Source organism: Lewinella sp. 4G2 (genome assembly GCF_001625015.1).
GTDB lineage: Bacteria > Bacteroidota > Bacteroidia > Chitinophagales > Saprospiraceae > Neolewinella.
The window spans coordinates 1,149,010-1,173,640 of record NZ_LVWJ02000014.1 but is presented as its reverse complement, the minus strand read 5'-3'; the positions used below and the strand labels follow the sequence as shown (position 1 = coordinate 1,173,640).

The 24,631-nt window shown below is 57.7% G+C and carries 15 protein-coding genes; 5 read left to right on the top strand and 10 right to left on the bottom strand.

Features of this window, described 5'->3' with window-relative positions; translation table 11 throughout:
* Positions 1-21: 21 nt before the first annotated feature.
* The 6 genes from A3850_RS06005 to A3850_RS05980 all read right to left on the bottom strand — a co-directional run bounded on the left by A3850_RS06005 (position 22) and on the right by A3850_RS05980 (position 11,828).
* On the bottom strand, positions 22-3,168 hold the full coding sequence (locus A3850_RS06005; protein ID WP_068214978.1) for a PVC-type heme-binding CxxCH protein: 3,147 nt from the start codon (positions 3,166-3,168) through the stop codon (positions 22-24).
* A gap of 230 nt (positions 3,169-3,398) precedes the next feature.
* A complete protein-coding gene (gene argE, locus A3850_RS06000) occupies positions 3,399-4,553 on the bottom strand; it encodes an acetylornithine deacetylase (RefSeq protein WP_068214977.1) in 1,155 nt (384 codons plus the stop codon).
* Positions 4,554-4,991: 438 nt separating this feature from the next.
* Complete coding sequence (locus tag A3850_RS05995) at positions 4,992-5,555, bottom strand: energy transducer TonB (RefSeq protein WP_068214976.1); 564 nt, start codon at positions 5,553-5,555, stop codon at positions 4,992-4,994.
* A gap of 547 nt (positions 5,556-6,102) precedes the next feature.
* Positions 6,103-7,377: an amidohydrolase family protein gene (locus tag A3850_RS05990; protein WP_068214975.1), complete on the bottom strand. Its 1,275-nt coding sequence runs from the start codon at positions 7,375-7,377 to the stop codon at positions 6,103-6,105.
* Positions 7,378-7,528: 151 nt separating this feature from the next.
* Entirely contained in the window at positions 7,529-10,546 is a 3,018-nt protein-coding gene (locus A3850_RS05985; RefSeq protein ID WP_068214974.1) for an amidohydrolase family protein, read from the bottom strand.
* A 58-nt stretch (positions 10,547-10,604) separates the two neighbouring features.
* The gene (locus A3850_RS05980) at positions 10,605-11,828 is read right to left on the bottom strand and encodes a carboxylesterase family protein (protein ID WP_068214973.1); all 1,224 of its coding nucleotides are present in this window, start codon (positions 11,826-11,828) and stop codon (positions 10,605-10,607) included.
* A 206-nt stretch (positions 11,829-12,034) separates the two neighbouring features.
* On the opposite strand from A3850_RS05980, the gene A3850_RS05975 reads away from it, so the two are divergent.
* Complete coding sequence (locus A3850_RS05975; protein WP_068214972.1) at positions 12,035-12,817, top strand: amidohydrolase; 783 nt, start codon at positions 12,035-12,037, stop codon at positions 12,815-12,817.
* A gap of 188 nt (positions 12,818-13,005) precedes the next feature.
* On the opposite strand, the gene A3850_RS05970 is transcribed toward A3850_RS05975, so the two are convergent.
* Together A3850_RS05970 and A3850_RS05965 are read right to left on the bottom strand one after the other, a co-directional pair.
* Positions 13,006-13,698 (bottom strand): NAD-dependent deacylase, encoded by a 693-nt coding sequence (locus tag A3850_RS05970; protein ID WP_068214971.1) that lies wholly within the window; start codon positions 13,696-13,698, stop codon positions 13,006-13,008.
* Between the two features lie 8 nt (positions 13,699-13,706).
* Positions 13,707-14,468, bottom strand: a complete 762-nt coding sequence (locus tag A3850_RS05965) for an enoyl-CoA hydratase/isomerase family protein (protein ID WP_068219464.1) — start codon at positions 14,466-14,468, stop codon at positions 13,707-13,709.
* Between the two features lie 315 nt (positions 14,469-14,783).
* Here A3850_RS05965 and A3850_RS05960 point away from each other — a divergent pair, with 315 nt between their 5' ends.
* A complete protein-coding gene (locus A3850_RS05960) occupies positions 14,784-17,846 on the top strand; it encodes a gliding motility-associated C-terminal domain-containing protein (protein ID WP_197493995.1) in 3,063 nt (1,020 codons plus the stop codon).
* On the opposite strand, the gene A3850_RS05955 is transcribed toward A3850_RS05960, so the two are convergent.
* On the bottom strand, positions 17,843-18,436 hold the full coding sequence (locus A3850_RS05955; RefSeq protein WP_068214969.1) for a hypothetical protein: 594 nt from the start codon (positions 18,434-18,436) through the stop codon (positions 17,843-17,845). The two genes, A3850_RS05960 and A3850_RS05955, sit on opposite strands and share 4 nt — an antisense overlap.
* Positions 18,437-19,022: 586 nt before the next feature.
* Here A3850_RS05955 and A3850_RS05950 point away from each other — a divergent pair.
* Positions 19,023-19,910: an ROK family protein gene (locus tag A3850_RS05950; RefSeq protein ID WP_068214968.1), complete on the top strand. Its 888-nt coding sequence runs from the start codon at positions 19,023-19,025 to the stop codon at positions 19,908-19,910.
* Positions 19,911-20,056: 146 nt separating this feature from the next.
* Here the strand turns inward: A3850_RS05950 and A3850_RS05945 are convergent, their stop codons facing one another.
* Positions 20,057-21,031: an energy transducer TonB gene (locus tag A3850_RS05945; RefSeq protein WP_082921645.1), complete on the bottom strand. Its 975-nt coding sequence runs from the start codon at positions 21,029-21,031 to the stop codon at positions 20,057-20,059.
* Between the two features lie 759 nt (positions 21,032-21,790).
* On the opposite strand from A3850_RS05945, the gene A3850_RS05940 reads away from it, so the two are divergent.
* Together A3850_RS05940 and A3850_RS05935 are read left to right on the top strand one after the other, a co-directional pair.
* The gene (locus A3850_RS05940; protein WP_068214966.1) at positions 21,791-22,321 is read left to right on the top strand and encodes a hypothetical protein; all 531 of its coding nucleotides are present in this window, start codon (positions 21,791-21,793) and stop codon (positions 22,319-22,321) included.
* A gap of 620 nt (positions 22,322-22,941) precedes the next feature.
* Positions 22,942-24,099: a DUF3095 family protein gene (locus A3850_RS05935; RefSeq protein WP_068214965.1), complete on the top strand. Its 1,158-nt coding sequence runs from the start codon at positions 22,942-22,944 to the stop codon at positions 24,097-24,099.
* Positions 24,100-24,631 lie beyond the last annotated feature (532 nt).

Sequence of the window (24,631 nt, the reverse complement as noted above, 5' to 3'; positions counted from 1 at the left end):
AGGAAATAAACTTGTGGACTACTACTTCTTTGAATTCACCGGCCGCAAGTCCTCCGCCTTATAATACCCCTTATGCCCGGATGCCTCCACCTCCGCGCGCACTTTCGCTACAAACTCGGGGGAAATAACCGAAGACCGGTTGCCGAAAGCGTTGCGGACGTACGTCATCACGTTCGCCATCTGCTCGTCGTTGAGCATGTCTTCGTAGGGCGTCATGGGCACTTGGCCGGGGAACTCCCGACCGTTCACTACGATGGGGCCGATGAGGCCTTTGAGTAAGATCTTGGCGAGCACCTTAGGGTCCCCCTCCACCCAGCTGGAACCGGCAATGGGCGGAAAGCCCGATGCATTGAGACCCTTGCCCGTCTTTTGGTGGCAGGTCATGCAGGATCCATCCTCGTGGTAGATGTCCCACCCGGCGGAGAACTGCTCGAGGTCGGCTCCCTTAAGGTGATTAACGACGATCTCGGACCCTTTACTGATCTTGAGGCCCTCACCCGTCAGGAATTTCGGCGCTGCCGTGAAGGTCGGCTCCATCCAGTCATCAATCGGGTGCTGCTGGGCGGTGTTGATAACCATCCGGCCGGCGTCCTCCGGTAACCAGGTAGCGGCCGTGACGGCGTTCAGGCGCACGCGGCCGTGCTCGTCCGCGGCCAGTGCATTCAGCATATTCGTAGCGCCTTCGATCTGGTCGCCGGCGTAACGCAGTACCTGGACGGCACCCGCGCGCACGCGGTAATCCTTGGCGGCCAGCACCTTCTCGAGCACTTCCTGGCTGACGTTGTTCGCGCCCCAGGTAGCCCAGAGGCCTTCGAGCATCCAGCGCTCGTAGTTCGGGTCGTTCGCATCGAGTCCGGCTACCCAGGCTTCGACGGCGGATTTGACCTCGTCAGCGTCGCGGCCACGGAGTTCCCGTTGGGTGCGGTAGCGGGTCCGGTATTCGGGGAGCTTCAGGTTATCCAACAATGTAGCGATGGGGGCACCATCGATCTGAGCGGGCTCCACCAAGGGGCGGCTCGGGTAGGTGATGCGGTAGATACGGCCGTGGACGTGGTCCCGCAGCGGATCCCGCGCGTTGTGCTGCATGTGGCCCACGAGCACGTTGTGCCAATCGACGATGTAAAGGGAGCCATCCGGCGCAAATTCAAGATCAACGGGGCGGAAATTGGTGTCCGTGCCCCTTAGGAGATCCTGGCGGAAGGCCATCTTGTACCCCGTGCCGTCGTCCTCGATGCTAAACTGCTTCGTACCGAGGAAACCGATGGTATTGTTGTAGATCATGTCCCCCTGCATCTCTTCCGGGAAGTGGCGGCTACTCACGAATTCTACCCCGGAAGTTGGGCGCACGCGGTGGTCGTCAGGGATCAACTCCCGGCTCATCGGCGCCTGCGTACCGTAGTGGTTCCGGATCGTGGAAGGTGCCATCCAGCGCACGGCCGGGTCGGAGGTATGCAGGAAGAAAGGTTGGCCCCACTGATCAAACGCCGTTCCCCAGGGGTTCGGGATGGGGATTTGCGCAAAGCGCTCCAAGTGACGCTTCTGCGGCTGGAATCGGTAGAAACCACCGTTAGTAGCCCGGACGGGGCCGTACGGCGTCTCCACGTTCGTATGCAGGAAAATGCCTTCGCCCATAATGATGGCGCCGGAGGGGTCCGTCGTAAACGCACTCGTCGTGTGGTGGGTATCGTGGTCGTCAAAGCCGGAAAGGACGATCTCCTTTTCGTCGTAGCGGTCGTCGCCGTCCGTATCCTTCAGCAGCACAAGATTGGTACCCTGGGAAACGTAGACACCCTCGGGCGCAAACTCGAAACCGACGGGCACGTGGAGGTCATCCGCAAATACGGTCGTCTTGTCCGCCTTCCCGTCGTTGTCGGCATCCTCGATGATGACGAGTTTATCGTTGGGTTTGGAGTCACCCGGTTTGTAGTGGGGGTAGGTCGGCATACAGGCCACCCAGAGGCGACCCTTGTTGTCAAAACTCATCTGGCAGGGGTTGGCCAGTTCGGGGAAGTCTTCCTCGGAGGCAAAAAGCTCCATCTTGAAGCCGTCGGCCACCGTGAAAGTGCTCATCGCTTCTTCGCCGTAGAGGTACTTCGCCTCTTCGCCTTCTTCGACGAGGGAATAGTTCGTCTCCACCGGCGGCAGCGTGTAGGTTTTGGCGTCGGCGGCGGCGATGTCCATCTCTTTTCCCTGCAGGGCCATCCAGATCGCGGTGTCGCGGATCATGGTCATTTCCTGGATCTTCTTCAGCTCCATCGGGTAGTTGTCCGGGCCAAAGGGGGTGTGGCGGCGGCCGTAGACGTGGACGCCATTCGGAATCTTGTAATCGTTCTGCCAGTACCAGTTCTTGTCGTTAACGAGTGTGTGTATCTCCTCACGCAGACTCTCCTTGGCGTCGCCGCCGAAAAGGTGGTCGGCCAGGTAGGGAGCGAGTTTGGCGTAGGCTTCGTCGGTCAGTTGCACGCCGTCGGTGGTCATATCGTTATTGCCGGAGAACCAATCTTCCGTCACGTCGAACAGATCGATGAAGGGGATGCCATTTTCGGCGGCCACTTCGCGCATCGCCTCGGTGTAGAGGGCGAGGTTTTTGTTTTCGAGGGTACCTTCGGGCACGTCCAGCCGGTCCGTCACGTTCTGGAAGTAGGTGGGGCTGACGAGGGCGATCCGGGCTTCGCTTTCGCCGTTCCATTCGGAGAAAGTGTTCCATTCGATCCAGGCGGCGAGTTCTTCCTTGAAGGTTTCGAGGCGGTCCGGCCCATCGAAGGATTCGCTCCAGCCGAAGAAGCCGAGGATCACGTCAGCTTCCACGCGTTCTAGCCATTCGTCGGGGGTGGGGAAGTCGCCCTGAGGGTCAGAATCACGGTCCAAGCCGGTGTCTTCGTAGAAAGCGTTCGCGCCCTGGAAGGCCCAGGGTTCCATCCGCGCAGAGTGGGGTTGGAAGCCGGGGGTGTTGCCACCGTCGCACATATTTCGGATGACGAGATTGTGCTCGGGGAAGCGCAGGTGCAGTTCCGTCTCAAAGTGGCCGAACTCCATCATTCGGGAGCATAAATTACCACCCACCAGCGCGATGTGATCGTCGGGGTTCAGCGTCAGGACGGGTTCGGGTTTGGGGTCACCACACTGCATAAACAGGAGGGCCAGGGAGAATATCAGTAGGTTACGCATGATCTGAATTAAGACCGGTAAAATACGCAATTTCGGCCGCAGACCTTAGCTAAACGGAGATGGAGAAGCCCAATTTTGGTCGCCCAATAGCCGGGGCGTACTTACTTTGTTAATGGCAATCGGTTGTAATGCCTGCGGGCAATTCACCCTATTTCTTTAGAATCGTTGAGCATGCATAACCCAGCAAGAGGCGCTGCCGCGGGTGCCAAGAAATGGGTGGTAAAGAAGGATTAGCTCAAGACGCGGGACAACCTCTCCAACATCTCCCCGCAAGCGGACAGTTGGCTGATGGCCACAAACTCATTCGCCCGGTGGGCCTGCGCAATATCCCCCGGCCCGCAGATGACCGATGGGAAACCCTGCCGGGCAAACTGCCCCGCCTCCGCGGCGTAAGCTACCGTATCCGTTTCGTGGATGCCCGAAATCTCCTTGATCAAATCCACGATCGGCGCACTTTCGGGCGTATCCAACGGTGGGACGGGTGGGTGCAGAGCTTCGTGGGTAATACAGAAGTCCGCAAAGGTTTTTCGTTTGAGAGCAATCCGCTCCGCGCAGTAGTCCTCAAAATCCTGGATGATCGACTCGGCGGTATCCATGGGGATGTTGCGGAATTCCCAGTCGAAGGAGCAGGAATTAGCGATGATGTTGAAGGCACTCCCCCCGTTGATCTTCCCCACATGGATGCTGGTGTGGTTCGGGTGGAAGCGATCGTCCAAGCGGCCGGCGGCGATGAGGGCATCCATCTTGTCCTCCAACCAGACGACGAGGCGGGCGGCTTCCTGAACGGCGTCTACCTCCTCCTTGATCCGGCTGGAATGCCCCTGGCTGCCGTTGACGGTCGTCGTGTACACCATGATGCCTTTTTGCCCGACGATGGGCCGCAGCATGGTCGGTTCTCCAATGATGGCGCCCATCGGTTTTTCTGGATAGTGGTCACGAATGGCTGCCGCCGTCAGGTCACCACTCCGGCAACCAATCTCTTCGTCAAAGCTGAAGGCGAAGTACACGGGTTTCTTCAATTCCGCTGCTTGAAACGTGGGTACGGCCGCCAGACAACAGGCCAGGAATCCTTTCATATCGCAGGAACCTCTGGCGTACAGTTTATCCCCCTTCTCCGTCAGCACGAATGGGTCCGTTTCCCACGGTTGCCCGACGACGGGTACGACGTCCGTATGTCCACTCAAAATGATGCCGCCGTCCGCGCTCGGCCCGATGCGGCAGTGAAGGGCGGCCTTGGCCCGTTCGTCGTTGTAGATCCGGTGGCTCTCCACGCCGTATTCCTGCAGGTACCCTTCGATCCACTCGATGATGTCGAGGTTGGGTTCGCCACCTAGGATGGGAAAGGCGACCAAGTGGCGGAGGATTTCTTGGGCGGATTTGGGCATGGGGGGGGGAAGGTACGACTACTCGGTGGGGATGATGGAGACTTGGGATTGTTTGGCTTACCTCCGTCCTGCGTAATAATGGCATCAAGTAGAATGGGCCGCCTGACGCCGTGCCATCGCTACGTAGGCTGACCCTTCGGGGCAGGTAGTTTGGGAACCGCCGGAGGCCTCTCCTTTTCTCCAACCTCCCCTACTCCTGCGCAATAAATGTAACACGTAGAATGGGCCGCCTGATGGCGTGCCATCGCTACTCAGGCCGGCCCTTCGGGGCAGGTAGTTTGGGAACCGCCGGAGGCCTCTCCTTTTCTCCAACCTCCCCTACTCCTGCGCAATAAACGCAACAAGTAGAATGGGCCGCCTGACGGCGTGCCATCGCTACTCAGGCCGGCCCTTCGGGACGGCTAGTGATCCCTAAAAATCTCAACCTTATTTCATCACCTATTTGCTTTGCGAATCCTTCTTCTTCAAGCCACCGGCCCAAACCATGTTATAATGAAGGCTCACCATCGTGCTGGAGGAGACTGGTTTACCATTTACGGTTGCGGGCTCCCAACGGATTCCTTCGGCCATCATATTATCTACGATGCGCGCTAAGTCTGATGACCTACCGTGACCAACTGCCTTGTAGGTCCGGTGGGACTTGACAAGGCCATCAGCACCAATCCAGACTTCGATGGTCGCGTTTCCCGCAGTGCGGTGAGTAGTTTTTCCGGTAGCGTATCCAGCGTGGGATTCCAGGTATTCGCTTAGCTTCTGCTGGCTACAATTTCTTTTCTCGCCCCCCGTCAGTTCGGCGCAGCCGGGGAAGAAGGGCATGGTAGTCAACCGTTTGGTAGGTATAGCGACCGGCACCGCAGCGGCTTCAATTGGAATGTCTACATTCCCACAAAAGGAGTTGGCTTGATGTATTTCCATTAGCTGGTTCGCCAGAGCGATACCGAGAACCAAAACCCCGATACTCCAGGGCAGGTAAAAGTATTTGTACTTCGCGGATCGGTTCATGGTAGAGGGATGCGACTGGGTAGTGAGGTGGTGGGTACGCTAGGATATTTAGGGTGATTTTCTATGGTGAATCGTTGAACACCGTCGTCGTTTGATTAACTGGGATGACGAAGATTAAGGTCGTTTGATCGGTGGAGCTTTAACGAATACCCAAGGTCGTTCGGCCTCCGGCCTCCTTGACCCTGGGCTAACTTGCGTCTCCCTCCGGGAGACTTTGTTGCAATGAGGTAGTTGCCTTGATGCACCTATAATTTCGGACTCACCGGCGCGCTACTTGCAGGCTGGCCAAGCTTTTAACCTCCCATGTGGTTAAAGGATCTCATGTTTATACCTCAGCTTCTCTAAAACCTCCTTGTCTCTCCTGAAACCGCCGGAGGCTCCTTAGATTCCTGTAAAATAAGTAGAGTGGGCCACCTAACGGTGTGCCACCGCTACGCAGGCCGGCCCTTCGGGACGGGTAGTCACGCAGCGCCGCAGGCCTCTAGTTCTCCCAATCTCTACTTCTCCTGCGAACAAATGCCACACAAGCAAGCGCCGGAGGCCCCAATTATTTCCCCCGCCGGTACAACTCCCGAAATTTCTCCGCCAGCTCACTCTGCTTGTTGGTAAGGTCCACCATGCGGCCATCGATGAAGGCGGCTTCTACTTCGCTGGTGCGCATGTCGAGGACATCGCCGCTGACGAGGATCAGGGAGGCGGATTTGCCCGGCTCCAGGCTGCCGTAGCGGTCGCTCACTCCAGCAATACGGGCCGGCGTCAACGTTAAGGCGGTGATGGCAGCTTCGTAATCCAAACCGAAGGCGACGGCCTGGCCACCAATGAAGGGGACATTCCGTTGCTCCCAACTGCCACCGTGGCTCAAAGCGAAGGTGACGCCCGCTTCGGCGAGCAGGGCCGGGTTGCGGAAGGGCTGGTCAATCGCATCATCCTGGTTGTCCGGTAGGGCCTGGGTGCTGCTGAGGATGACCGGGACGTCCTCCTGCTTGAGGAAGTCCGCCACCCGGTAAGCTTGGTAACCGCCTACGATGACGACGTTCGCCCCCATTTTTTTTAGGAGTTGCACGCCCTGCTGGATGTCCCGCGCTTCGTCCACGTGGAGGTAGACGTTCTTGGTTTTGTTCATGGCTTCGCACATCGCCTCGAGCTTGGTCAGGCGTTCCCCCTGGCGGCCGGCACTGCAGTAAGCGGCGGCTTCGTTAAGGAAGTTCTCGAGCCCGGTGACCAGTTCATCGTAGCGCTCGTTGGCGATCAACCGGCCGGTCTGCCAGTTGTAACTGTTGCGGCGCGGCCAGTTGAGGTGAACGCCATCGTCTGGCCCGACGCCGGCATCCTCGAAATTCCAACCATCTAGCTGCATGATGCTGCTGCGGCCGCTGACCAACCCTCCCATCGGGGTAGCCTGGGTGAAGAGGACGCCCCGTGACCGTACGGTCGGGATCACCTGGCTATCCGTATTGAAGGCAATCAACGCCCGAGCGTTAGGGTTGATGTACCCCGTCTCCCGCTGATCATTCGTTGCGCGGACGGCGTTGAACTCCGTCAGCCCCAGCTGGCTATTCAGGGCGAAGAGGCCGGGGTAGACGTGTTTGCCGGTCCCGTCCAATTGCTTGGCACCTGCGGCAGCGCCCACATTCTTACCCACCTGAGTGATTTGACCGTTCTCAAAAAGAATACTGCCCCCTTCAATCACCGTGCCGTTACCCACGTGGATGGTGGCGTTCGTGATGAGGATCGCACCCTCCTGGTCGGCGGCGGGGGTTGGATTCTGAGCGGAGAGTGTAGTGGCGAAGGCTAGGAGGAGGAAGAGGTATAGGGAGCGCATGGGCGGGAGGTTTATGTTGGAGGGGCGTTGAGGGGTATGGATTTGGCAAGGGTGCTTTGGTATTTTGGTGCTTTAGCTTCGCTGCTACTGCGTGGTGGTGCTGCCGCACGTGACAGCGGCAGCCCCAAAGCACTAAAGCACCAACGAACCACTAATGCGCGTGCGTTTCCAGCGCATGATCAAGGGAGTTACAGTGCAGCATCCGCCGCTGTTTGCCCTCCGGTTTCTGGGTCGGAGCGCCAGCCTGCTTGGCTTCGAGCGACTTCTGGATGAGGGCGTTGCGTTCTTTCTCCACTTCCTGGCGGAGGCGGGCGTCGCGTTCGCGGTTGAAGTATTCGATACCGTCCACGAAGGTGTGCTCGGCCTTGGCGTAGATGCTCATGGGGTGGTCGGACCAGACGACGACATCCGCATCCTTGCCCGCTTTGAGGGAGCCGACGTGCTCGTCGAGGTGGAGCATCTTGGCGGGGTTGAGGGTGACGAACTTCCAGGCATCCTCTTCGGAGACGCCACCGAACAGGACGGCCTTGGCGGCTTCCTGGTTGAGGCGGCGGGCCATCTCAGCGTCGTCGGAGTTGAAGGCCGTCAGTACGCCCTGCTCGTGCATTATGGCGCCGTTGTAGGGGATGGCCTCGTTCACCTCAAACTTGTAGGCCCACCAGTCGGAAAAGGTAGAACCCGCGGCGCCGTGGGCGGCCATCTTATCGGCCACCTTGTAGCCTTCGAGGATGTGGGTGAAGGTGTTGACGGTGAAACCGAAGCGTTCGGCCACCTTCATCAGCATATTGATCTCTCCCTGCTGGTAGGAGTGGCAGGAGATGAAGCGCTCGCTGTTGAGAATTTCCAGCAGCGTTTCGAGTTCAAGATCGCGGCGCACGACTTCGCCCGACGCCAATGCATCCCCGTACTCGCTGGCGCGGCTGAAGTAGCTCTCAAAGATCTGCTCCACGCCCATCCGGGTTTGGGGGTAGCGGACGCGGTAGTCATCCCCCCAGTTGGATTGCTTGACGTTCTCCCCCAGGGCAAACTTGATGAAGGGATCGGCCTCGGCGAAGATCATCTCGTTGGCCGTCTTGCCCCAGCGCAGTTTGATGATGGCGGATTGCCCACCAATAGGGTTCGCCGAACCGTGGAGGAGCTGACTGACCGTCACACCGCCCGCCAACTGCCGGTAGATGTTTTCGTCGTTGGCGTCGACCACGTCGTTCATCTGGACCTCGGCGCTACTGGCCTGGCTGCTTTCGTTGACACTCGTCAGCGCGATGTGGCTGTGCTCGTCGATCACGCCGGAGGTGACGTGCTTACCCGTCCCGTCGATCACCGTAGCGCGGCCGGCCTTGAGGCCTTTGCCTACGCGGGAGATCTTCCCGTCGGCGATCAGTACGTCGGCGTTTTCGAGGATGCCCTCTGCTTCGTTCGTCCAGACAGTAGCGTTGCGGATGAGGAAGGTGCCCGCTTCCGGCTCCGCCAGCATTCCGTAGGCGATGTTCGGGTAGGAGAGCTGGCTGACGAGCGCCGGCTTGGCCTCGTCGTCATCCTTTTTATCCGCTTTTTTTTCGTCGTCGTTCCCGGTGGGTTCGAGGGTGCTGCTCCACTTCACGATGCTGCCTTCGGGGTCGCGGCCGGTGCCGGAGTAGTTGCCCCGCTCATCCGCCACGCCGCTGAGGCGGTAGAAACCCGCTTCCCCTTCCGGTTGGAAGGCCAGGGTGATGAGTCCACCGCTGAGGGAGAGTTTGGATTTCACGCCGGTCGTATCGCTGCCGGCCATCACTTCCATTTTCTGGCTACCGGCTTCGCCGCTCACTTTGCCGTTGAAGGTTTTGCCACCAATGGTGATCTGGTACTCGCGGCCCAGCTCGATGGCGTTCAGTTCTTTGAGGGCGTAAGGGTTGCCCTGTACCCAGTGCTGGAAAATGCTGGCGCCGTCTTCGAAGTAGTCCTTATCCGTCACGAAGAAGGTGGCAATTTTACCGTTTTCGAGGGTGCCGATCCGGTCGGCGATACCGAGCAATTGAGCCGGGCGGGTCGTCAGCGCGGCGAGGGCGGCTTCCTTGCTGAGGCCGGCTTCCACGGCTTGGCGGAGGGCCTTGGCGAAGTCGGATTTTTTCTTGAGGTCGTCACTGGTCAGCAGGAAGTCGATACCGGCTTTGGCGACCATTCCGGCGTTGCCCGGGGCGCGTTCCCAGTGGCGGAGCTGGCCCAGCGTCACGAGGTCGGCGGCGAAGGGGTCCGTTACGTCGTAGGCTTTGGGAAAGTCCAGCGGGAGGATGAGCGTCGCGCCGGCGGCCTTCAGGGCGGCGATGCGTTCGTACTCGTCGCCCCCACCCTTAATGATGTACTGTTTGCCGAATTCGTCCCCGACCATATCAGCCCGCAGGGCGTCCTGCCAGTTGCCTACTTCGAAGATCTGAGGAAGGGATTGGGCCTTGTTCCAGGCTTCCACGCTGAGGTTGGTTTCTTCGCCGCGTTGGCGGGCGTACCATTCCCCGTCGAGGTAGGACTGGCGCAGGAGGGCCATGGCGCCCATCCGCGAGCTCGGGTAGTTTTGTTTAGAGGAACCCTTCGAGAAGCTGAGGTGATGGGCCACGTTCGTTTTCAGGATCACATCGTTTTCCGTCGTAGCGGCGGTGCTGACGACGGCGGCCGTCCCCCGGCTAATGCCATCGTGGTGGTGGGTGCTGACGGTGCCGAACCCGGCTTCGCGGTAGGCCTTCGCCTCCTTTTTGTCGATGGTAAAGAGGCGTGCCGCATCCGTTTCGCTGCGGAGGGCTTGGTTCCACGAGAAGGCGCCTTCCGTTTTGGTATCGGTCTGTGGTGGGTCGCCCCAGCCACCGCCGCCGCGCTTCACTTCGGGCATCCCGAGGTCGCCGTAAGCTTCAATGAACGAAGGATAAATGTGTTTGCCCTTCAGGTCCACTTCCACGGCACCCGCGGCAGCGCCACTTGACGCAGAAACACTGACAATTTTTCCCTTGCGAATCACCAGCGTTCCGTTCTCAATTACCCGATCGGGGCTCACGTGGATGGTCGCGTTGGTGAAGGCGTAATGCCCATCCCGCTGGTCGTAAACACCATTATAGGGATAGGTTTTTTGGGCGCTGACGCAGGTGCAAAGGAAGAAGGCGAGTAACAGGACCGGGCTGAAACGCCGGAAAGTAGATTGATTCATTCGGTGACGGGCTTAAAATTACGGGCCGTTAAGTTCGTAATTTTTGGGATAACCAGCCTTACCGCCGGACAACCCGAACTACCCTGCTCCGGCCATCCCGGATAAAGCGGAAGAGGTAGACGCCCGCCGGTTCCATAATGAGGAGATCGGCCGGTGGTCGCAGACCCCGAAAGATTCGCCGGCCGGTAGCATCGTAAACCTCCACTTCCGTTCCGGGCAGTAATCCGCTGAGAGATAGGAAGCCTGAGGTGGGGTTGGGGTATACCTGGATCGGGTCCATCAGCGGATCGGGGCGGGTACTCACGAGGTTAGCGCATGCTGCCGGGATGAGTTCCGTCGCCGTGACGCTCTCGCAGCTGGCACAGAAGAGGCGTTTGAAGAAGCAGCTGGCCTTGGCGATGCGGGCCTGGGTGCCGAGCGTATCCCGGTAAATGCCGTGGCGGCCGAAGGGGTCGACGGTGAGGTCGCTACACACCCCGGCGTCCAGCAATAAGGCGTGTATGGGTCGGGAGCCGATCAGCCCCAGATCGGAGGTATCGATCGGTACCGTCTCGTCCGCCGCCCCGTGGAAGGCGATGGTGGGGAGTAACTCATCGGTAGTGATGGCCGTTGGCAGGGTGCTGCCCCAATTGTTGAAGACGCCGCGCAGTTGCAGCCGTTCCGGTAGGCTGTTGCCCGTGGATTTCAGTGGGCCGAGCCGCAGGGTGATGCCCGGCACGATGGCGTTCCAGTCCGTTTCGTCGACGTACACCGCGTTGAGGGCGGAGATAGAGCCGGCGCTGACGCCCCCGATGAAAGCCCAGTCGGGGTCGATTCCGTAGGCATCCGTCCGGCTACCCAGGTAGCGGAGGGCGGCGAGGGCATCCTGCTCGGCCCGGTAGATGGCGCGGAGGTAATCGAGGGGGTTCTGGCGGTTGAAGCCGGTTCGGTAATCAATCGTGGCCGCCACGAAGCCGCGGCGGGCGAATTCTTCACATTCGAAGGCCAGGTTTTGCCGGTCCCCGTCCCGAAATCCACCACCGTGGATGAGCAGGACGAGCGGCCGGGTGCTCGCCGTGTCCACCGTCGGGTCGGGGAAGTAGAGGTCAAGGAAGAGGTCCTGTTGGTCCCCATCCCGATTCTCGGCGGTCGCGTAGAGGAGCCGGTCCGCCGTTGAGATCTGGCTGGAAGTGAACACGGGGGTGGCCGTGTAGCGGGCGTCGGTCGTGCAAAACTGCGCCCGCAGTTGGTTGGTTCCCAGGCACAGCACGAGGGCCAGCGCTGGGTAAAAATATTTAGTCATTGGCGGGGTAAACGCACGGAGGGTTGGGTTTTGTTGCGTCCTTCATTTTGCTTTTGGGGGATCGATAGAGGCGGTGCCCCAATTCTTCTGCTTGCTTCCGGTCTATTGTTCTGAAGTTGGTCCGCTTGTTTTGGTCGGTCTTTGGAGGGTGGGTGTGCCCGTGCCCGCTTACCTTGTACCTGCGTTAGCGCCAAAAAATACGCTTCATGAATATGCTCCGCGTCACCACCGTTCAGGCCGATATCCAGTGGGAAGCTCCCGCCGCAAACCTCAGCCGCTACCAGGCACTGCTGAATAAACTGACGAGTGCAACGGACCTCATCGTTCTCCCCGAAATGTTCACGACCGGATTCACCATGGCGCCAGCCGCCCACGCGGAAACCATGGACGGCCCCAGCGCCCAATGGATGCTGGAACTGGCCCGCGAAAAGGACGCCGCCGTGACCGGTAGCCTGATTATCCGGGAGGGAGACACCTACTACAATCGCCTGCTGTTCGTCCATCCGGACGGCCGGGTGGAGACCTACGACAAGCGCCACGGTTTCACGCTGGCCGGGGAGGATAAAGTGTACGCGGCCGGCGGCGAACGGGTGGTATTCAACTACCGTGGCTGGCGCATCCGGCCGACGATTTGCTACGACCTCCGCTTCCCCGCCTGGATGCGCAATACGTCTGAATTCCCCTACGATCTGCTCCTCTGCGTCGCCAGTTGGCCGAATAAGCGGGCGCGGGATTGGTCCGTGTTACTCCAGGCCCGCGCCATCGAAAACCAGGCCTACGTGGTGGGCGTCAACCGCGTTGGGACGGACCCGAACGGCCACGAATATTCCGGAGACAGTTGCGTGATCGACCCCGGGCCAGCGGGGGTGGTGTACGCAGTAAATGGCCAGGAGGAAGCCCACACGGAAGTACTTTCCCTGGAACAACTGCACGGCTATCGGGAACGCTTGCCCTTTTTGCGGGATGGGGATGCGTTTACGCTTGGGTGAAGTGGATAATAATCTAGCGGTTGCTAGAATTCACCTAGTCGCAAAGCTTCGTGTAGCCCTCTCCCCCGGCCCCTCTCCGTGGGAGAGGGGTGACCTGCCAATAAGGATTACGGAACAATTCAAATATCGACCTAGGTACAGAGGGGAAACGCGATAGGTGTGTGCAGTAGCTATTTCTGTTGTTTCGACTAAAGCAACCCAGGAATCAACTCTACCGCCTCAGCCATTCCTTCGCCGCCGCCCTTTACGATGGTCGTGATGTCCCGCCGCGCGAGGGCATCGTTGATCGTTGGGTTGGGATCAATGTAGATGACGGGAATATGCGGCGGCGCGTAGCTAACGAGGCCGGCGGCGGGGTAGACCTGCATGGAGGTGCCGACGATGATGATTAGGTCGGCGCGCGATACGACGTCGGCAGCCATATCCATTCTGGGGACTTGCTCGCCGAACCAGACGATGTGGGGGCGGAGTTGGCGGCCCTCATCGTTGAGGTCGCCGAGGTGGAGGTCTTCCGTCCAGGGGATAGGGTCCTCAAAGCCGTCGACGCTGCGGACCTTCCGCAATTCGCCGTGAAGGTGAATGATGTTACTGCTGCCGGCCCGCTCGTGGAGGTCGTCCACGTTCTGGGTTACGACCGTCACGTCGTAGTCCTTTTCCAACTCCGCGATCAGGTGGTGGCCGAGGTTGGGTTTGACGGTCTTGAGCTGGGCCCGGCGCGCGTTGTAGAAGTTGAGGACGAGCTCCGGGTTACGCGCGAAGCCTTCGGGGCTGGCGACGTCTTCCACGCGGTGATTTTCCCAGAGGCCATTGCTGTCCCGAAAGGTGGCGATGCCGGATTCCGCGGATACGCCCGCGCCGGTGAGGACGACGATCTTTTTCATGGTGCTTGTTATTGCTTTTTGAATTTGGCCAGTGCCGCTTTGGCGTCTTCCCCCAGGACGAGGCCACCGGATACTTCGGCCCGCTCTTCCAGAACGATGGGCCAGTTTTCCGTCCCGAACCAGAGAGTCTCCTTTAGTTTGGCGGCGGCTTTGAGGCTGTGGCCGGCGAGTTTTGTGGCCAACGTTTCGGCGGCATCGTAAAGTTCCGCGGGGGTAGCGTAGAGGCGTTGGAAGAGCCCGTTGGCGTGGGCCCACTGGGCGGAGTGCCATTCGGTATCGAGGCTCATCTCGCTGGCGGCGGCCACCCCCAGCTTGCGGACGAGGGCCGGCAGGATGACGAAGGGCCCAATGGCAATGGCCAGTTCACTCAGTTTGATGGATGCGGCCTCCGTAGCCAGGCAATAATCGGCAGCGGCGGCAATCCCGACCCCACCGCCAATGGCCTTCCCCTGTACGGCGACGACGATCGGTTTCGGGCACCCCTTCATGGCGAGGATGAGGCGGGCGAAACCCATGAAGAATTCTTTCGCTTGCTTAGGCTCCCGGATGGCGAGGAGTTCGTCCAGGTTCGCCCCGGCGCAAAAGGTCCGTTCCCCCTGGCTCCGCAGGATAATGCAACGGGTATTGGCGTCCTGCCCCGCCGCGTCGATGGCCGCCACGGTTGCCTGTAACTGAGAGGACGGAAAAGAGTTATGGGCTGGGTGGCCGAAGGTGATGGTGCGGACGCCACTGGGCGCCAATTGGCTGGTGAGTTCTCCGGTTGGGTGCATGGTGGTTGGTTGGTGAGGGCGAGGAAGATAGTTGAAAGGAACGGATGAAAAGTCTTTACCACTAAAGTGGTTCAGCAAACCCATACGTGAAAGATAATTTAAGGTTCAGCTCGGGGGGTGCCTAGCCCGATTCAACTTCTTAATCTTGTTGCGCAAATTGTCCTGAGCGTTAGTGGTGTCTTTCCCAGCCGACAAAGCCAGCCTCAACAGTTACTTTAGGCTAACAATTTGCCAACGCGGGCGGGTACTTCATGCGTCCAGATTATGGTTATGGTAGGAGAGTTATTTGATATGCAGCGATTTTACGTCTTATTCATGCTGGTACTATTGGGTTCCTGCCAACTTTCCGGCCAGGTGGCGAATGATGAGTGCGCCAACGCAACCGAGCTACCAATGGTGTTGGAGTATTGCTCCGGAGTTGGTGCGTTCAGTAATATCAACGCCACCACCTCGCTGGAAGAGTCAGCGCCCGGTGAGACCAATCGCTACCCCACCTGTATTGAAAATAAGGATGAGATCCGCGACGTATGGTTCAGTTTCGTCGCCCAGCGGAACGCGGCCAACATTAGCGTGAACGGAGCCACCGCCGGTAACGAAGGGGGCACGCTGGAGGCCCCGCAATTTGCCGTAATTGACGGCACCTGTACGAGCAATTACCAGGATGCCGCCATTGGTTGCCGGTCTCCTTTCGTGGACCCCAACACCGGCGAAGCCCAGAACGGTGGTAACGTCATCGTCACCGGCTTGGTGGAGGGGCGGACCTACCTCATCAACGTCAGTTCCAGTAGTGGCGACCAGGGTAGTTTTGAGTTGTGCGTCAACCAATTCGACCAGGTGCCTTCCCCCAGTAGTGATTGTGCTACCGGCGTCCTACTTTGCGATAAGCGGCCCTTCTCCGTCGACTTCCTCAGTGGCCGTGGGGATGTTCTGGACGACCTTTTGCCCTCCCCCGAATCGTGCGGCCGTTTGGCCGATGAGTTCAACTCCGCCTGGTACAAATGGACGTGCGACGACCCGGGGACCCTCGCCTTCACCATCACGCCACTCGGGCCTGCTTTCAACGAAGACCTAGATTTCGTCATCTACGAATTCGGCAACGGGTTAGATGACTGTAATGGCCGCACGGTCCTTCGCGAGATGTATTCCGGAGAATCTATCCGTCAGGATCCAGCGGATAACTTCCTCAACCTGCCCTGTCTGCGGGAGACGGGGCTTAGCCTGAGTGACCCGGATTTGCTGGAATCCTGCGGTTGCCAGGAGGAACTTAACAACAACAATTTTGCCGCCGCTATCGACATGGTTTCCGGCCGCAGCTACGCGCTCGTGGTGATGAACTTTTCCGGTTCCGGCGATGGCTTTTCCATCAACTGGAGCGGTTCGGGTACCTTCCTCGGGCCCAACCCTGAGTTCACCTCCGCCACCGGACAGGTCTGCGTTGGGGAAGAGTTGGTCTTTGAGGATGCTTCCACGTCAGTGGATGCCATCATTTCGCGAGAATGGGACTTCGGCCCTACGGCCACCCCCCGCACGGCTACCGGGCCGGGGCCGCACACCATTGTCTTTGGTGAATCCGGTAACCCGGACGTGGAGCTCATCATCGAAACCGACCGCGGTTGCCGCGAGGTCGCTAGCCGGCAAACGGTGGAGGTGGTGTGTTGCGACAGCCAATTCCCTGGCTCCGCCGTCGTGACGCCACTGACCTGCCCGGGTGACTTTTCGGGGGCCATCGACCTTTCTTCCGCCAGCACCTTTTCGCCCACGACGACGACCTACACGTGGAGCAACGGGGAGACGACCGAAGACCTTTCCGGGTTGGACGTCGGCACCTACACCGTCACCGTCGGCGACGAATCCAACTGCGAGCGGGTATTTTCCTTCGACGTGACGGGCCCGCCGGCCTTCACCTTCGATACCACGATCGTGATGCCCGACTGTGGCGGCTTCACTAATGGTTCCTTCGCCTTCGAGGTTACCGGCGGTGGGGAAGGGCCTTACACTTACAGCGTCGACGGTGGCCCCTTCGGTTCGGCGACGCCCGTGCTGACGGACATTGGCATAAGCACCGTCAACGTCCGGGTGCGGGATGCTAACGGGTGCCCGGTCGAGCAGGACATTCTGGTGGATGAGCGGCAACTTGGGCTTTTCCAGGGGGAGGATCCCTTCACCGAGCCCACCTGCAATGGGGATGATGACGGGCGCATCGACATCCGCATTCAAAACGGCATCCCCAACTACGAATACGACTTTCGCCAGGGGGCCGGCTTCCAGGCCGATAGTTTCCTGACGGGTTTAACGCCCGGCCTTTACACCGTGGAGGCCCGCGACGTGGAAGGCTGCACCGGCATTTTCGACATCACCATCACCGAGCCACCCGTCATTACGCTGGGGCTGACGGGGGAGAGTAGTTCCTGTTTTCAGGCGAACGACGGCATCCTCAACATTAGCGCCGGTGGCGGCCGGCCGGATTATGCTTACGAATGGTCCGACGGGATGGGGAGTGGCGACACTTTGCGGGAGGGATTACCCCAGGGTTTATACACCGTTTCGGTGACGGATGACAACGGTTGTCTGCGCACGACTTCGCTGCAACTTACGGACCCGACGGAGGTCGTTCCCGAGATCATCAACGTCGTCAACCTACGCTGCTTTGGCCTGCCGGAGGGCAGTTTTGAGTTGGCGGCTACGGGTGGTTCGCCGGGGTACACCTACAGTGCGGATGGCATCAATTTCAGCCCGGATTCTCTGCTGGGTGGCCTTCCAGCGGGTGATTTCACCCTTTACGTGCAGGATGCGAATGGGTGTACGGATTCCGTCCCCGGTAGTTTGACGCAGCCGCCGGAGTTGATCATCGATCCGGGCAGTGAGGGTACGATCACCCTTGGTTTTGACACCATTTTGCGGGCGTTTTCTACTTACGATCCGGTGTCCTTTCAGTGGGGGCCCGATTCCGTAGTGTGTCTTGATCCCCCGCTTTGCACCCGCGTCAGCGCCCAACCGGTCGTAACGACGGACTACGTGGTGGTGGGTACAAATTTGGCGGGCTGTACCGATACGGCGCTATTCAAGCTCAACGTGATCGAGGACCGGCCCGTGTACGCACCGACGGCCTTTAGCCCGAATGGAGACGGCATCAATGACGGATTTACCATCTACGGCGGGCGGGCCGTGGCGGGCATCGAGAGCCTGCGTGTTTATCACCGTTGGGGCGGCCTGGTGTTCGAACGCGGCGATTTTGCCGCCAACGACGCGAGCCTCGGCTGGGACGGTCGGATCGGTGACAAGGAGGCCAACGCAGCGGTTTTTGTGTACGTAGCGACGGTGCGGTTCGTGAATAATACCGTCCGGACGATCTCCGGAGACGTCACCTTGACGCGCTAATTTTTCAGGGCGCTGACGCGGGTGCGGAGTTCGGACCAAGCGGCGCTCGGGAACTGGGGACGGCGTAATAACACGTCGCGCGCCTCCTGGCTGGAAATCAACAACTCCTCCTCTTCGACGGCTACATTGGTGACCGAGAAAACCGGTAAAGTGGTGTGCAAGGCCCCGTTGCGGTGCTCGATCATGACGCTGTCGAAGTAGATGAAGCTGAAAGTCAGGGTAGTAAAACCGAGCCCAAAACCGACGTAGAAGAGCCGGGCGATGAGCTCGCCGTAGGTGGGTGGCTCGTCCGCCAAAAAGTGGATGTCCACGAGTTGGTACAGGTTGCTGATGACGAGTACGAGGATAAGGATCCCCGTATAAAAAGTAGCGTTGCGGATGAGGAATAAATTCCCCGCTTTCGCCTGGCCGATGCGGACGTACAGCTCCAACCCCACGCAGGCGATGATGAGGATCACGCAAATGGCCATTACCGTAGCGAGGGCGCCCGGGTAGAATGCAGGTGCGATGCGGTGGGTCAGGTAGCCTACGCAGATCAGGCCTACGGTGATGCGGGCGATGAGTTCGTAGGGTGGGGTTTGGCTGCGCATGGTTTTTTGTTGTGGTTGGGTTGTAACTGGTTGGGTTTGGAGTTTGTTGGTTTTGGGTTTCCGACCTCAGGTCGGGATTTTAGGATCTGTTTTTTTTCCAACTACTGGGTGGTTGACCTTTAGGCGGCATTACTGGGTGGTTGACCTTTAGGCGAAAATACCGGTAGGTTGACCTTAAGGTCTACCCTATGACCTCACTCTTTTCTAGCACTTCTTTTCTAGCACTTCTTTTCTAGCACTTCTTTTGTGACCAAAAGAAGCAAAAGTCTTGTCCTGTGACTGTGGTAGCGATTTCCCGGCGGAAGAGCTAAAATCTGCAAACTCGCCAATCGATTTTAGCACTGAGACTAAATCTGTCGATTGCATCATTCTTCAGGGTTGCTATTCAACCTATCGCGCGCTCGAACAGTGCAGATTTCTTAACGCTCTCCCGCCGGGAAATCACTACCACAGTCAAGGGACGGAAAACCTACCGTGAATCGAGAAATAGCAAAAGGATTGAGGGGTGGCACAAGGCCGTCCAAAATCCAAAATCTATCCTCCAAAATTCAATCCCTACCTTACCCCGTAAGCAACATTAGACAATATGAAATGGGGCATCGACTTGGGCGGCACCAAAATTGAGGGGATCATTCTTGATGAAGCCGGAACGGTTATTGATCGGCGGCGGATCGATACGCAGCGGGAAGGGGGGTACGCACACATCGTCAGCCGCATTGCGTTGTTGGTGGAAGAGATGAAAAGTGCTACCGGGTTGGTTCCTGAGCACATCGGGGTGGCGACGCCGGGGACGATTGACCCACCCACGGGGCTGATGAAGAACTCCAATACGGTGGTGCTGAACGGGAAAGCGTTGGGGAAGGATCTGGAGGCAGCCATTGGCGTGCCGCTTACGCTGGCGAATGATGCGAACTGTTTTGCCGTCGCGGAAACCTTGCTGGGAGGGGTGCCGGCGGCAGTGCCGAATGCGAAGGTTGTCTTCGGCGTCATCCTCGGTACCGGAACGGGTGGCGGGATCGTCATTGACGGTAAAATTCTGGGTGGCGCGCAGGGCATTGGTGGCGAGTGGGGTCATATGTTCCTGGACAATTCCGGCGGTTATTGCTACTGCGGCCGGGTGGGGTGCGCGGAGCAGATCTTGTCCGGGCCGGCCATCGAGCGGTACTACGCGAATTTGGCGGGGACTTACCGGACGGTGAAGGAGATCATCCCCCGCTACCGGGCCGGCGAACCGCACGCGGTGCAGGCCATCGACCGGTGGCTCCACTTCTTTGCGAAGGGTATCGCGACAATCATCAACGTCCTGGACCCCGACGTGATCGTCCTAGGCGGTGGCCTCAGTAACGTGGCGGAGTTGTACGAAAAGGGGATTCCGCAAGTGGTGGATCACCTCTTTAATCCTCGGATGGATACGGTGTTTTTGCGGCCGGAGTTGGGGGATTCGGCGGGGGTGTTTGGGGCGGCGCTGCTTTAGTCTTTAGTCTTTAGTCTTTAGTCTTTAGTAATTAGACCCTTCAGGCGGCGCCAAAACCGAGCGGAGCGACATTTTGGTGTTCCTGGAGCGGCCGGTTTCTAGTCTGTAGTTTATAGTCTATAGTCACGCCGTTTTCTCAGCGGGATTTAGGTTAATTGGAACTTCACCGGCAGCGTGAAGCTTACCCGCACGGGTTCCCCGTCCTGCCGGCCTGGTTCCCAAACGGGGAGGGAGTTGATAATGCGGATGACTTCGCGTTCGATATCCCGGTTGAGGCCGCGTAGTACTTTGATGTTGGTAAGCGTGCCATCCTTTTCGATCACAAAACTGACTTTAGCGAGGCCTTCTACTTCCAGTTGCCGCGCCCGTTCGGAGTACCGCACTTTCCCGTAGATGTGTTCGAGGAGTTTACGGTCGGCGCAGCGTTTGCGGTCTTCGTACGGCTCACCATCCGGGCAGCCGGGGAAGAGGGGGAGTTGTTGGAGTTTATCGAGCTCGTTGTTCTGGGCGCGCCAGGTAGATTCGTCGACCCACTTGCCATCCTGGCGGTACTGGGTGGAGATCAATTCACCTTTTTCGTAGGTATCAATTTTGGTGGGCTGGCCGTCTTCGTCGTAGGTGGTTTCGGTGCCTTCTTGTTGGCCATCAACGTAATGCCGTTCCATAAACAGCCGGGCGGCAGAGCTGTCTTTCTGGGTGTTGAAGATCCATTTCCCGTCGGGTTCTCCGCCGCGGTAGATGCGGGTAGCATATACCTGGCCGTCCGGGAAATACTCGGTGAAAGTGCCTTCCTGCTTACCGTTGCGGTATTCGCCTTCGAGCATCAGGGCACCATCGTCGAACCATTCTTTGGCGGTGCCGTGGGGGCGAGTAAACGTCTCGTCCTGGTATTCCGTGTAGTGGGTCATCACCTTCGTTTCGGGGTAGAAGCGGCGGTAGATGTAGGTATCGCCACGTTTGGTCTGCACGTACTGGTACATACTCAGCAGTTCCACTTCGCCGGGTGCATAAGTTTCTGCGTACCTGCCTTTGAATGGCGTGTTATTTGTCACTCGAGGGCTTACGCAGGCGGTCAAAATCAGGAGTAGTGGTAGGGTGAGAAGGAGTCGGTACTGTGGCATTTCTTTTTGTTTGGGGGCCAGACACTTATTGAAAGTACAAGATTAATTCAAACGCAATAATACGGCGCTCCGACAGCGTACGGAACTTACTGCGTGGCGCTGCCGCAGGTGCGGTGTTGGTGGGATTCTAGACGTTAGATTTTGGATTTTAGACCGCCTCCCCTTAATCTTTTTACTACTTTTTAATCTATAGTAATTTATTCGTCCCTTAACCGTGGTAGTGATTTCAGCGGCAGAAAGCGTGAAGAAATTTGCACTGTTTGAGCTGCGAAGAATTAAAGCATTGCCCACCAATTAGCTGTAAACGGAAGACCCAAAGCTTGAAACAAAAGGTCGTTGGCGAGTTGGCAAATTTTAGCTTTCTGCCGTTGAAATCGCGTTAAGCCACGGTTACAGGACAAAGCTTTTGCTTCTTTTCGCTTGAAAAGAAGTGCTAAACGGGAGAGAAAGGTAGATATTCAAAAACCCGGCCCGGAGGCCGGGAGCCGTAAGCGAAATCGCGGTAAGCCAGCAAGAGAAATAGCTCTTCGCTTCTGTACAATTTATTAGGAACGATTACCACCTTGAAATCCCAACCGGAGGTCGGGAACCGTAAGCGTAATCGCGTTAAGCCACCTGCAAAGGACAAAACTTTTGCTTCTTTTAGCTGCGCTGCTACTGCGTGGTCATCTGAAAAGAAGTGATAGAAAAGACACGACGTTAAGCATCGACCTAAAGGTCGACGTACCGGGAACCGGGTAACTCCCTACCTTGCCACCTATGAAAAGCTTATTAACCCTACTCCTACTAATAATCACTATTTCATTAACTGCCCAAACCACTTTCCCCAATAAATGGGTCGGTGACTACGACGGCACAATGATCATCGGCAACGCAGGCCAAGCCAACGCCACCGTCCCTGTGACCTTTACGCTAGAGGAATTAATCGCGGACTCCGTATACATCCACCGCATGGTATTCAACAGTGAGCAATACGGCGTCATCACCAAGGATTACCAATTGGTCGCCCAAACCGCCGGTGACACAACCCATTTCATCCTCGACGAACGCAACGGCATCACGATGGACCAAACCCTGATGAACGACTGCTTCTACGGTATGTACACCGTGATGGGCAGCACCTATATCTCCACCCTTCGCCGACTACCTGACGACACGCTTTTATGGGATTTATTCGCTGCGAAATCCGATACTGAGCGCGTGACGGAGTTGGAAGGGAAGGAGCCGATTAAGGTGGTGGGGTTGACGGTGGGCTTGCACCAGACGGTTTATTTAAAAAAGAGATTTTAGACGTTAGATTTTGGATTTTAGAGGGCCTCCCTCTTAATGCATTTACTACTTTTTTATTTTATGGTAATTTATCCGTCCCTTGCAGGTGGTAGTGAAATTTCTTCGGATTGGCGTTAAGAACGCTGCACTGTCCGAGCTGATACTGTCATTGCCTGAAACCAGAGTCTTATGCAAACGTAGATCGGTGCTTGAAAGACAGATCGTTGAGCGAGTTTAGCTTCGCTGATCGTCGTTCCTCCTCAGAGTTGCAGCGTTTAGCCAATCCGAAGAAATTTCGCGTTAAGCCACCTGCAAAGGACAAAGCTTTTGCTTCTTTTGGCTACAAAAGAAGTGATAGAAAAGACACAACGTTAAACCACCTGCAAAGGGTAAAGGCTTAGCTTCTTTTAGCTGCGCTGCTACTGCGTGGTGGCTACAAAAGAAGTGCTAGATAAAACACGACGTAAAGCATCGACCTAAACTCGACGTACCGGAAGAAAGCCCGGCCTGGAGGCCGGGAGCCGGAAGCGTAACCGCGTTAAGCATCGACCTAAAGGTCGACGTACCTGGAGTAAATCCCGACCGGAGGTCGGGAACCAGGGAAGCGCACAACCAACCTTTATGCACGTTCTACCCCCGAAATGTCCAACCAAACCTTCTTCCAAAACCTACCCGTCCACCGGACCAAACTCTCCACCCTCCTCGGCCAGGAAAGCCGCTTCACGCCCGTACCGGAAGATTGGCACGTGATCGTGGTGGACATCATGGGCTCCACCCAGGCCGTCGCGCGGGGGAAGCACCACGACGTGAACCTGGCCGCAACGGGTGGCATCGTAACGGTCCTCAACCGATTGAAGGCCAAGCACGGTGGGCTGACCATCCCCTACTTCTTCGGTGGGGACGGCGCCACTTTCGTGGTACCAGAAGAACTGGCCCTCGAACTCGTAGATGCTCTGGATAATTACCGGAAACACGTAAAACAGAGAATGGAGCTCATCCTCCGCGTAGGCGCCCTTCCGGTAGCCGACGTTTATGTGGGTGGCACCACCATCCGCATCGCCCGCGCCTGGGTGACGCCCCTTTACGCGATCCCCGTCGTACTGGGTAACGGGCTGAAGGAAGCGGAACGACGCATTAAAGCCAGCTTCGTGGACGATGAAGCCCTAGCCGCCGAACTCGCCGAGATCGACCTCACCGGGATGGAATGCCGCTGGAACGAAATCGAACCACCACGCGACGCCGAGCGGATCGTCTGCCTCATCGTCAGTTCCAATGAAGATGAATTGCAGGGCCGCGTCTACGGCGAAGTGATGTCCCGCCTCGACCAGATCTTCGGCCGGCTGGAACGCCGCCGCCCCATCGCCACCAACCGCCTGAAACTCAATCTCGGCCTGATGAACATTGCTCGCGAGATGTACGCCAACCTCGGCCGTTTCAAACTCCGTTACCTCCTCCTGAACTGGGTCGCGACCCTCTACGGCCCCTGGTACTTCAAACGCACCGAAGCCGGCAAAAACTACCTCGCCAAAATCGCCCAACTCATCGATAGCCTCATGCTGGATGGCAACATCAATACCGTCATTTCCGGCACGACCGCCCAGATCGAGCAATTAAAAATATATTTAGAGCAACGCGAAGCGGAGGGCAAGTTGATCTACGGCCTCCACGCCACCCACGCCTCCGTAATGTCCTGCTACGTCCGCGATCACGACGAAGACCACGTGCATTTTTTGGACGCTACGGAAGGGGGGTATACTAGTGCGGCAAGGATGTTGAAGGGGAAGATGAAGGATATGTGATATTTGATAGGTGATATGTGAGGACTGATTTAGGTAGGGATTTTAGACGTTAGATTTTGGATTTTAGATGGCCATCTATTAATCCTTTTGTAACCTTTTTAATCCTTGGTAATTTATCCGTCCCTTGCAGGTGGTAGTGATTTCTGGATGGAAAAGCGTGAAGAAATCTGCACTGTTCGAGCTCGCACAAGATTATATATTTTGCCCCTTTGGATAATGCAATCGAAAGAATTAGGCTCAGCGAACAAATTGATTGGCGAGTTTGCAGATTTTAGCTTTTCCATCCAGAAATCGCGTTAAGCCACCTGCAAAGGACAAGACTTTTGCTTCTTTTGGGCACAAAAGAAGTGGTAGAATAGATACGACATTAAGCATCGACCTAAAGGTCGACGTACCGGAAAGAAACCCGGCCTGGAGGCCGGGAGCCGGGTAAACCCAAAATCCTTAAAATCCCGACCGGAGGTCGGGAACCGAGCCACCTCACCCCGCTCCTAATCCAACTTCCCCAGCACCCGCGGCAGCGCCCAAAAAC

Excerpts from the sequence above, each read along its gene's own strand:
- A3850_RS05955 (WP_068214969.1), bottom strand. The coding sequence starts at position 18,436 with ATGCGCAGCCAAACCCCACCCTACGAACTCATCGCCCGCATCACCGTA.
- argE (WP_068214977.1), bottom strand. The coding sequence starts at position 4,553 with ATGCCCAAATCCGCCCAAGAAATCCTCCGCCACTTGGTCGCCTTTCCC.
- A3850_RS05945 (WP_082921645.1), bottom strand. The coding sequence starts at position 21,031 with ATGCCACAGTACCGACTCCTTCTCACCCTACCACTACTCCTGATTTTG.
- A3850_RS05980 (WP_068214973.1), bottom strand. The coding sequence starts at position 11,828 with ATGACTAAATATTTTTACCCAGCGCTGGCCCTCGTGCTGTGCCTGGGA.
- A3850_RS05985 (WP_068214974.1), bottom strand. The coding sequence starts at position 10,546 with ATGAATCAATCTACTTTCCGGCGTTTCAGCCCGGTCCTGTTACTCGCC.
- A3850_RS05950 (WP_068214968.1), top strand. The coding sequence starts at position 19,023 with ATGAAATGGGGCATCGACTTGGGCGGCACCAAAATTGAGGGGATCATT.
- A3850_RS06005 (WP_068214978.1), bottom strand. The coding sequence starts at position 3,168 with ATGCGTAACCTACTGATATTCTCCCTGGCCCTCCTGTTTATGCAGTGT.
- A3850_RS05960 (WP_197493995.1), top strand. The coding sequence starts at position 14,784 with ATGCTGGTACTATTGGGTTCCTGCCAACTTTCCGGCCAGGTGGCGAAT.
- A3850_RS05940 (WP_068214966.1), top strand. The coding sequence starts at position 21,791 with ATGAAAAGCTTATTAACCCTACTCCTACTAATAATCACTATTTCATTA.
- A3850_RS05975 (WP_068214972.1), top strand. The coding sequence starts at position 12,035 with ATGAATATGCTCCGCGTCACCACCGTTCAGGCCGATATCCAGTGGGAA.
- A3850_RS05970 (WP_068214971.1), bottom strand. The coding sequence starts at position 13,698 with ATGAAAAAGATCGTCGTCCTCACCGGCGCGGGCGTATCCGCGGAATCC.
- A3850_RS05990 (WP_068214975.1), bottom strand. The coding sequence starts at position 7,377 with ATGCGCTCCCTATACCTCTTCCTCCTCCTAGCCTTCGCCACTACACTC.
- A3850_RS05995 (WP_068214976.1), bottom strand. The coding sequence starts at position 5,555 with ATGAACCGATCCGCGAAGTACAAATACTTTTACCTGCCCTGGAGTATC.
- A3850_RS05935 (WP_068214965.1), top strand. The coding sequence starts at position 22,942 with ATGTCCAACCAAACCTTCTTCCAAAACCTACCCGTCCACCGGACCAAA.
- A3850_RS05965 (WP_068219464.1), bottom strand. The coding sequence starts at position 14,468 with ATGCACCCAACCGGAGAACTCACCAGCCAATTGGCGCCCAGTGGCGTC.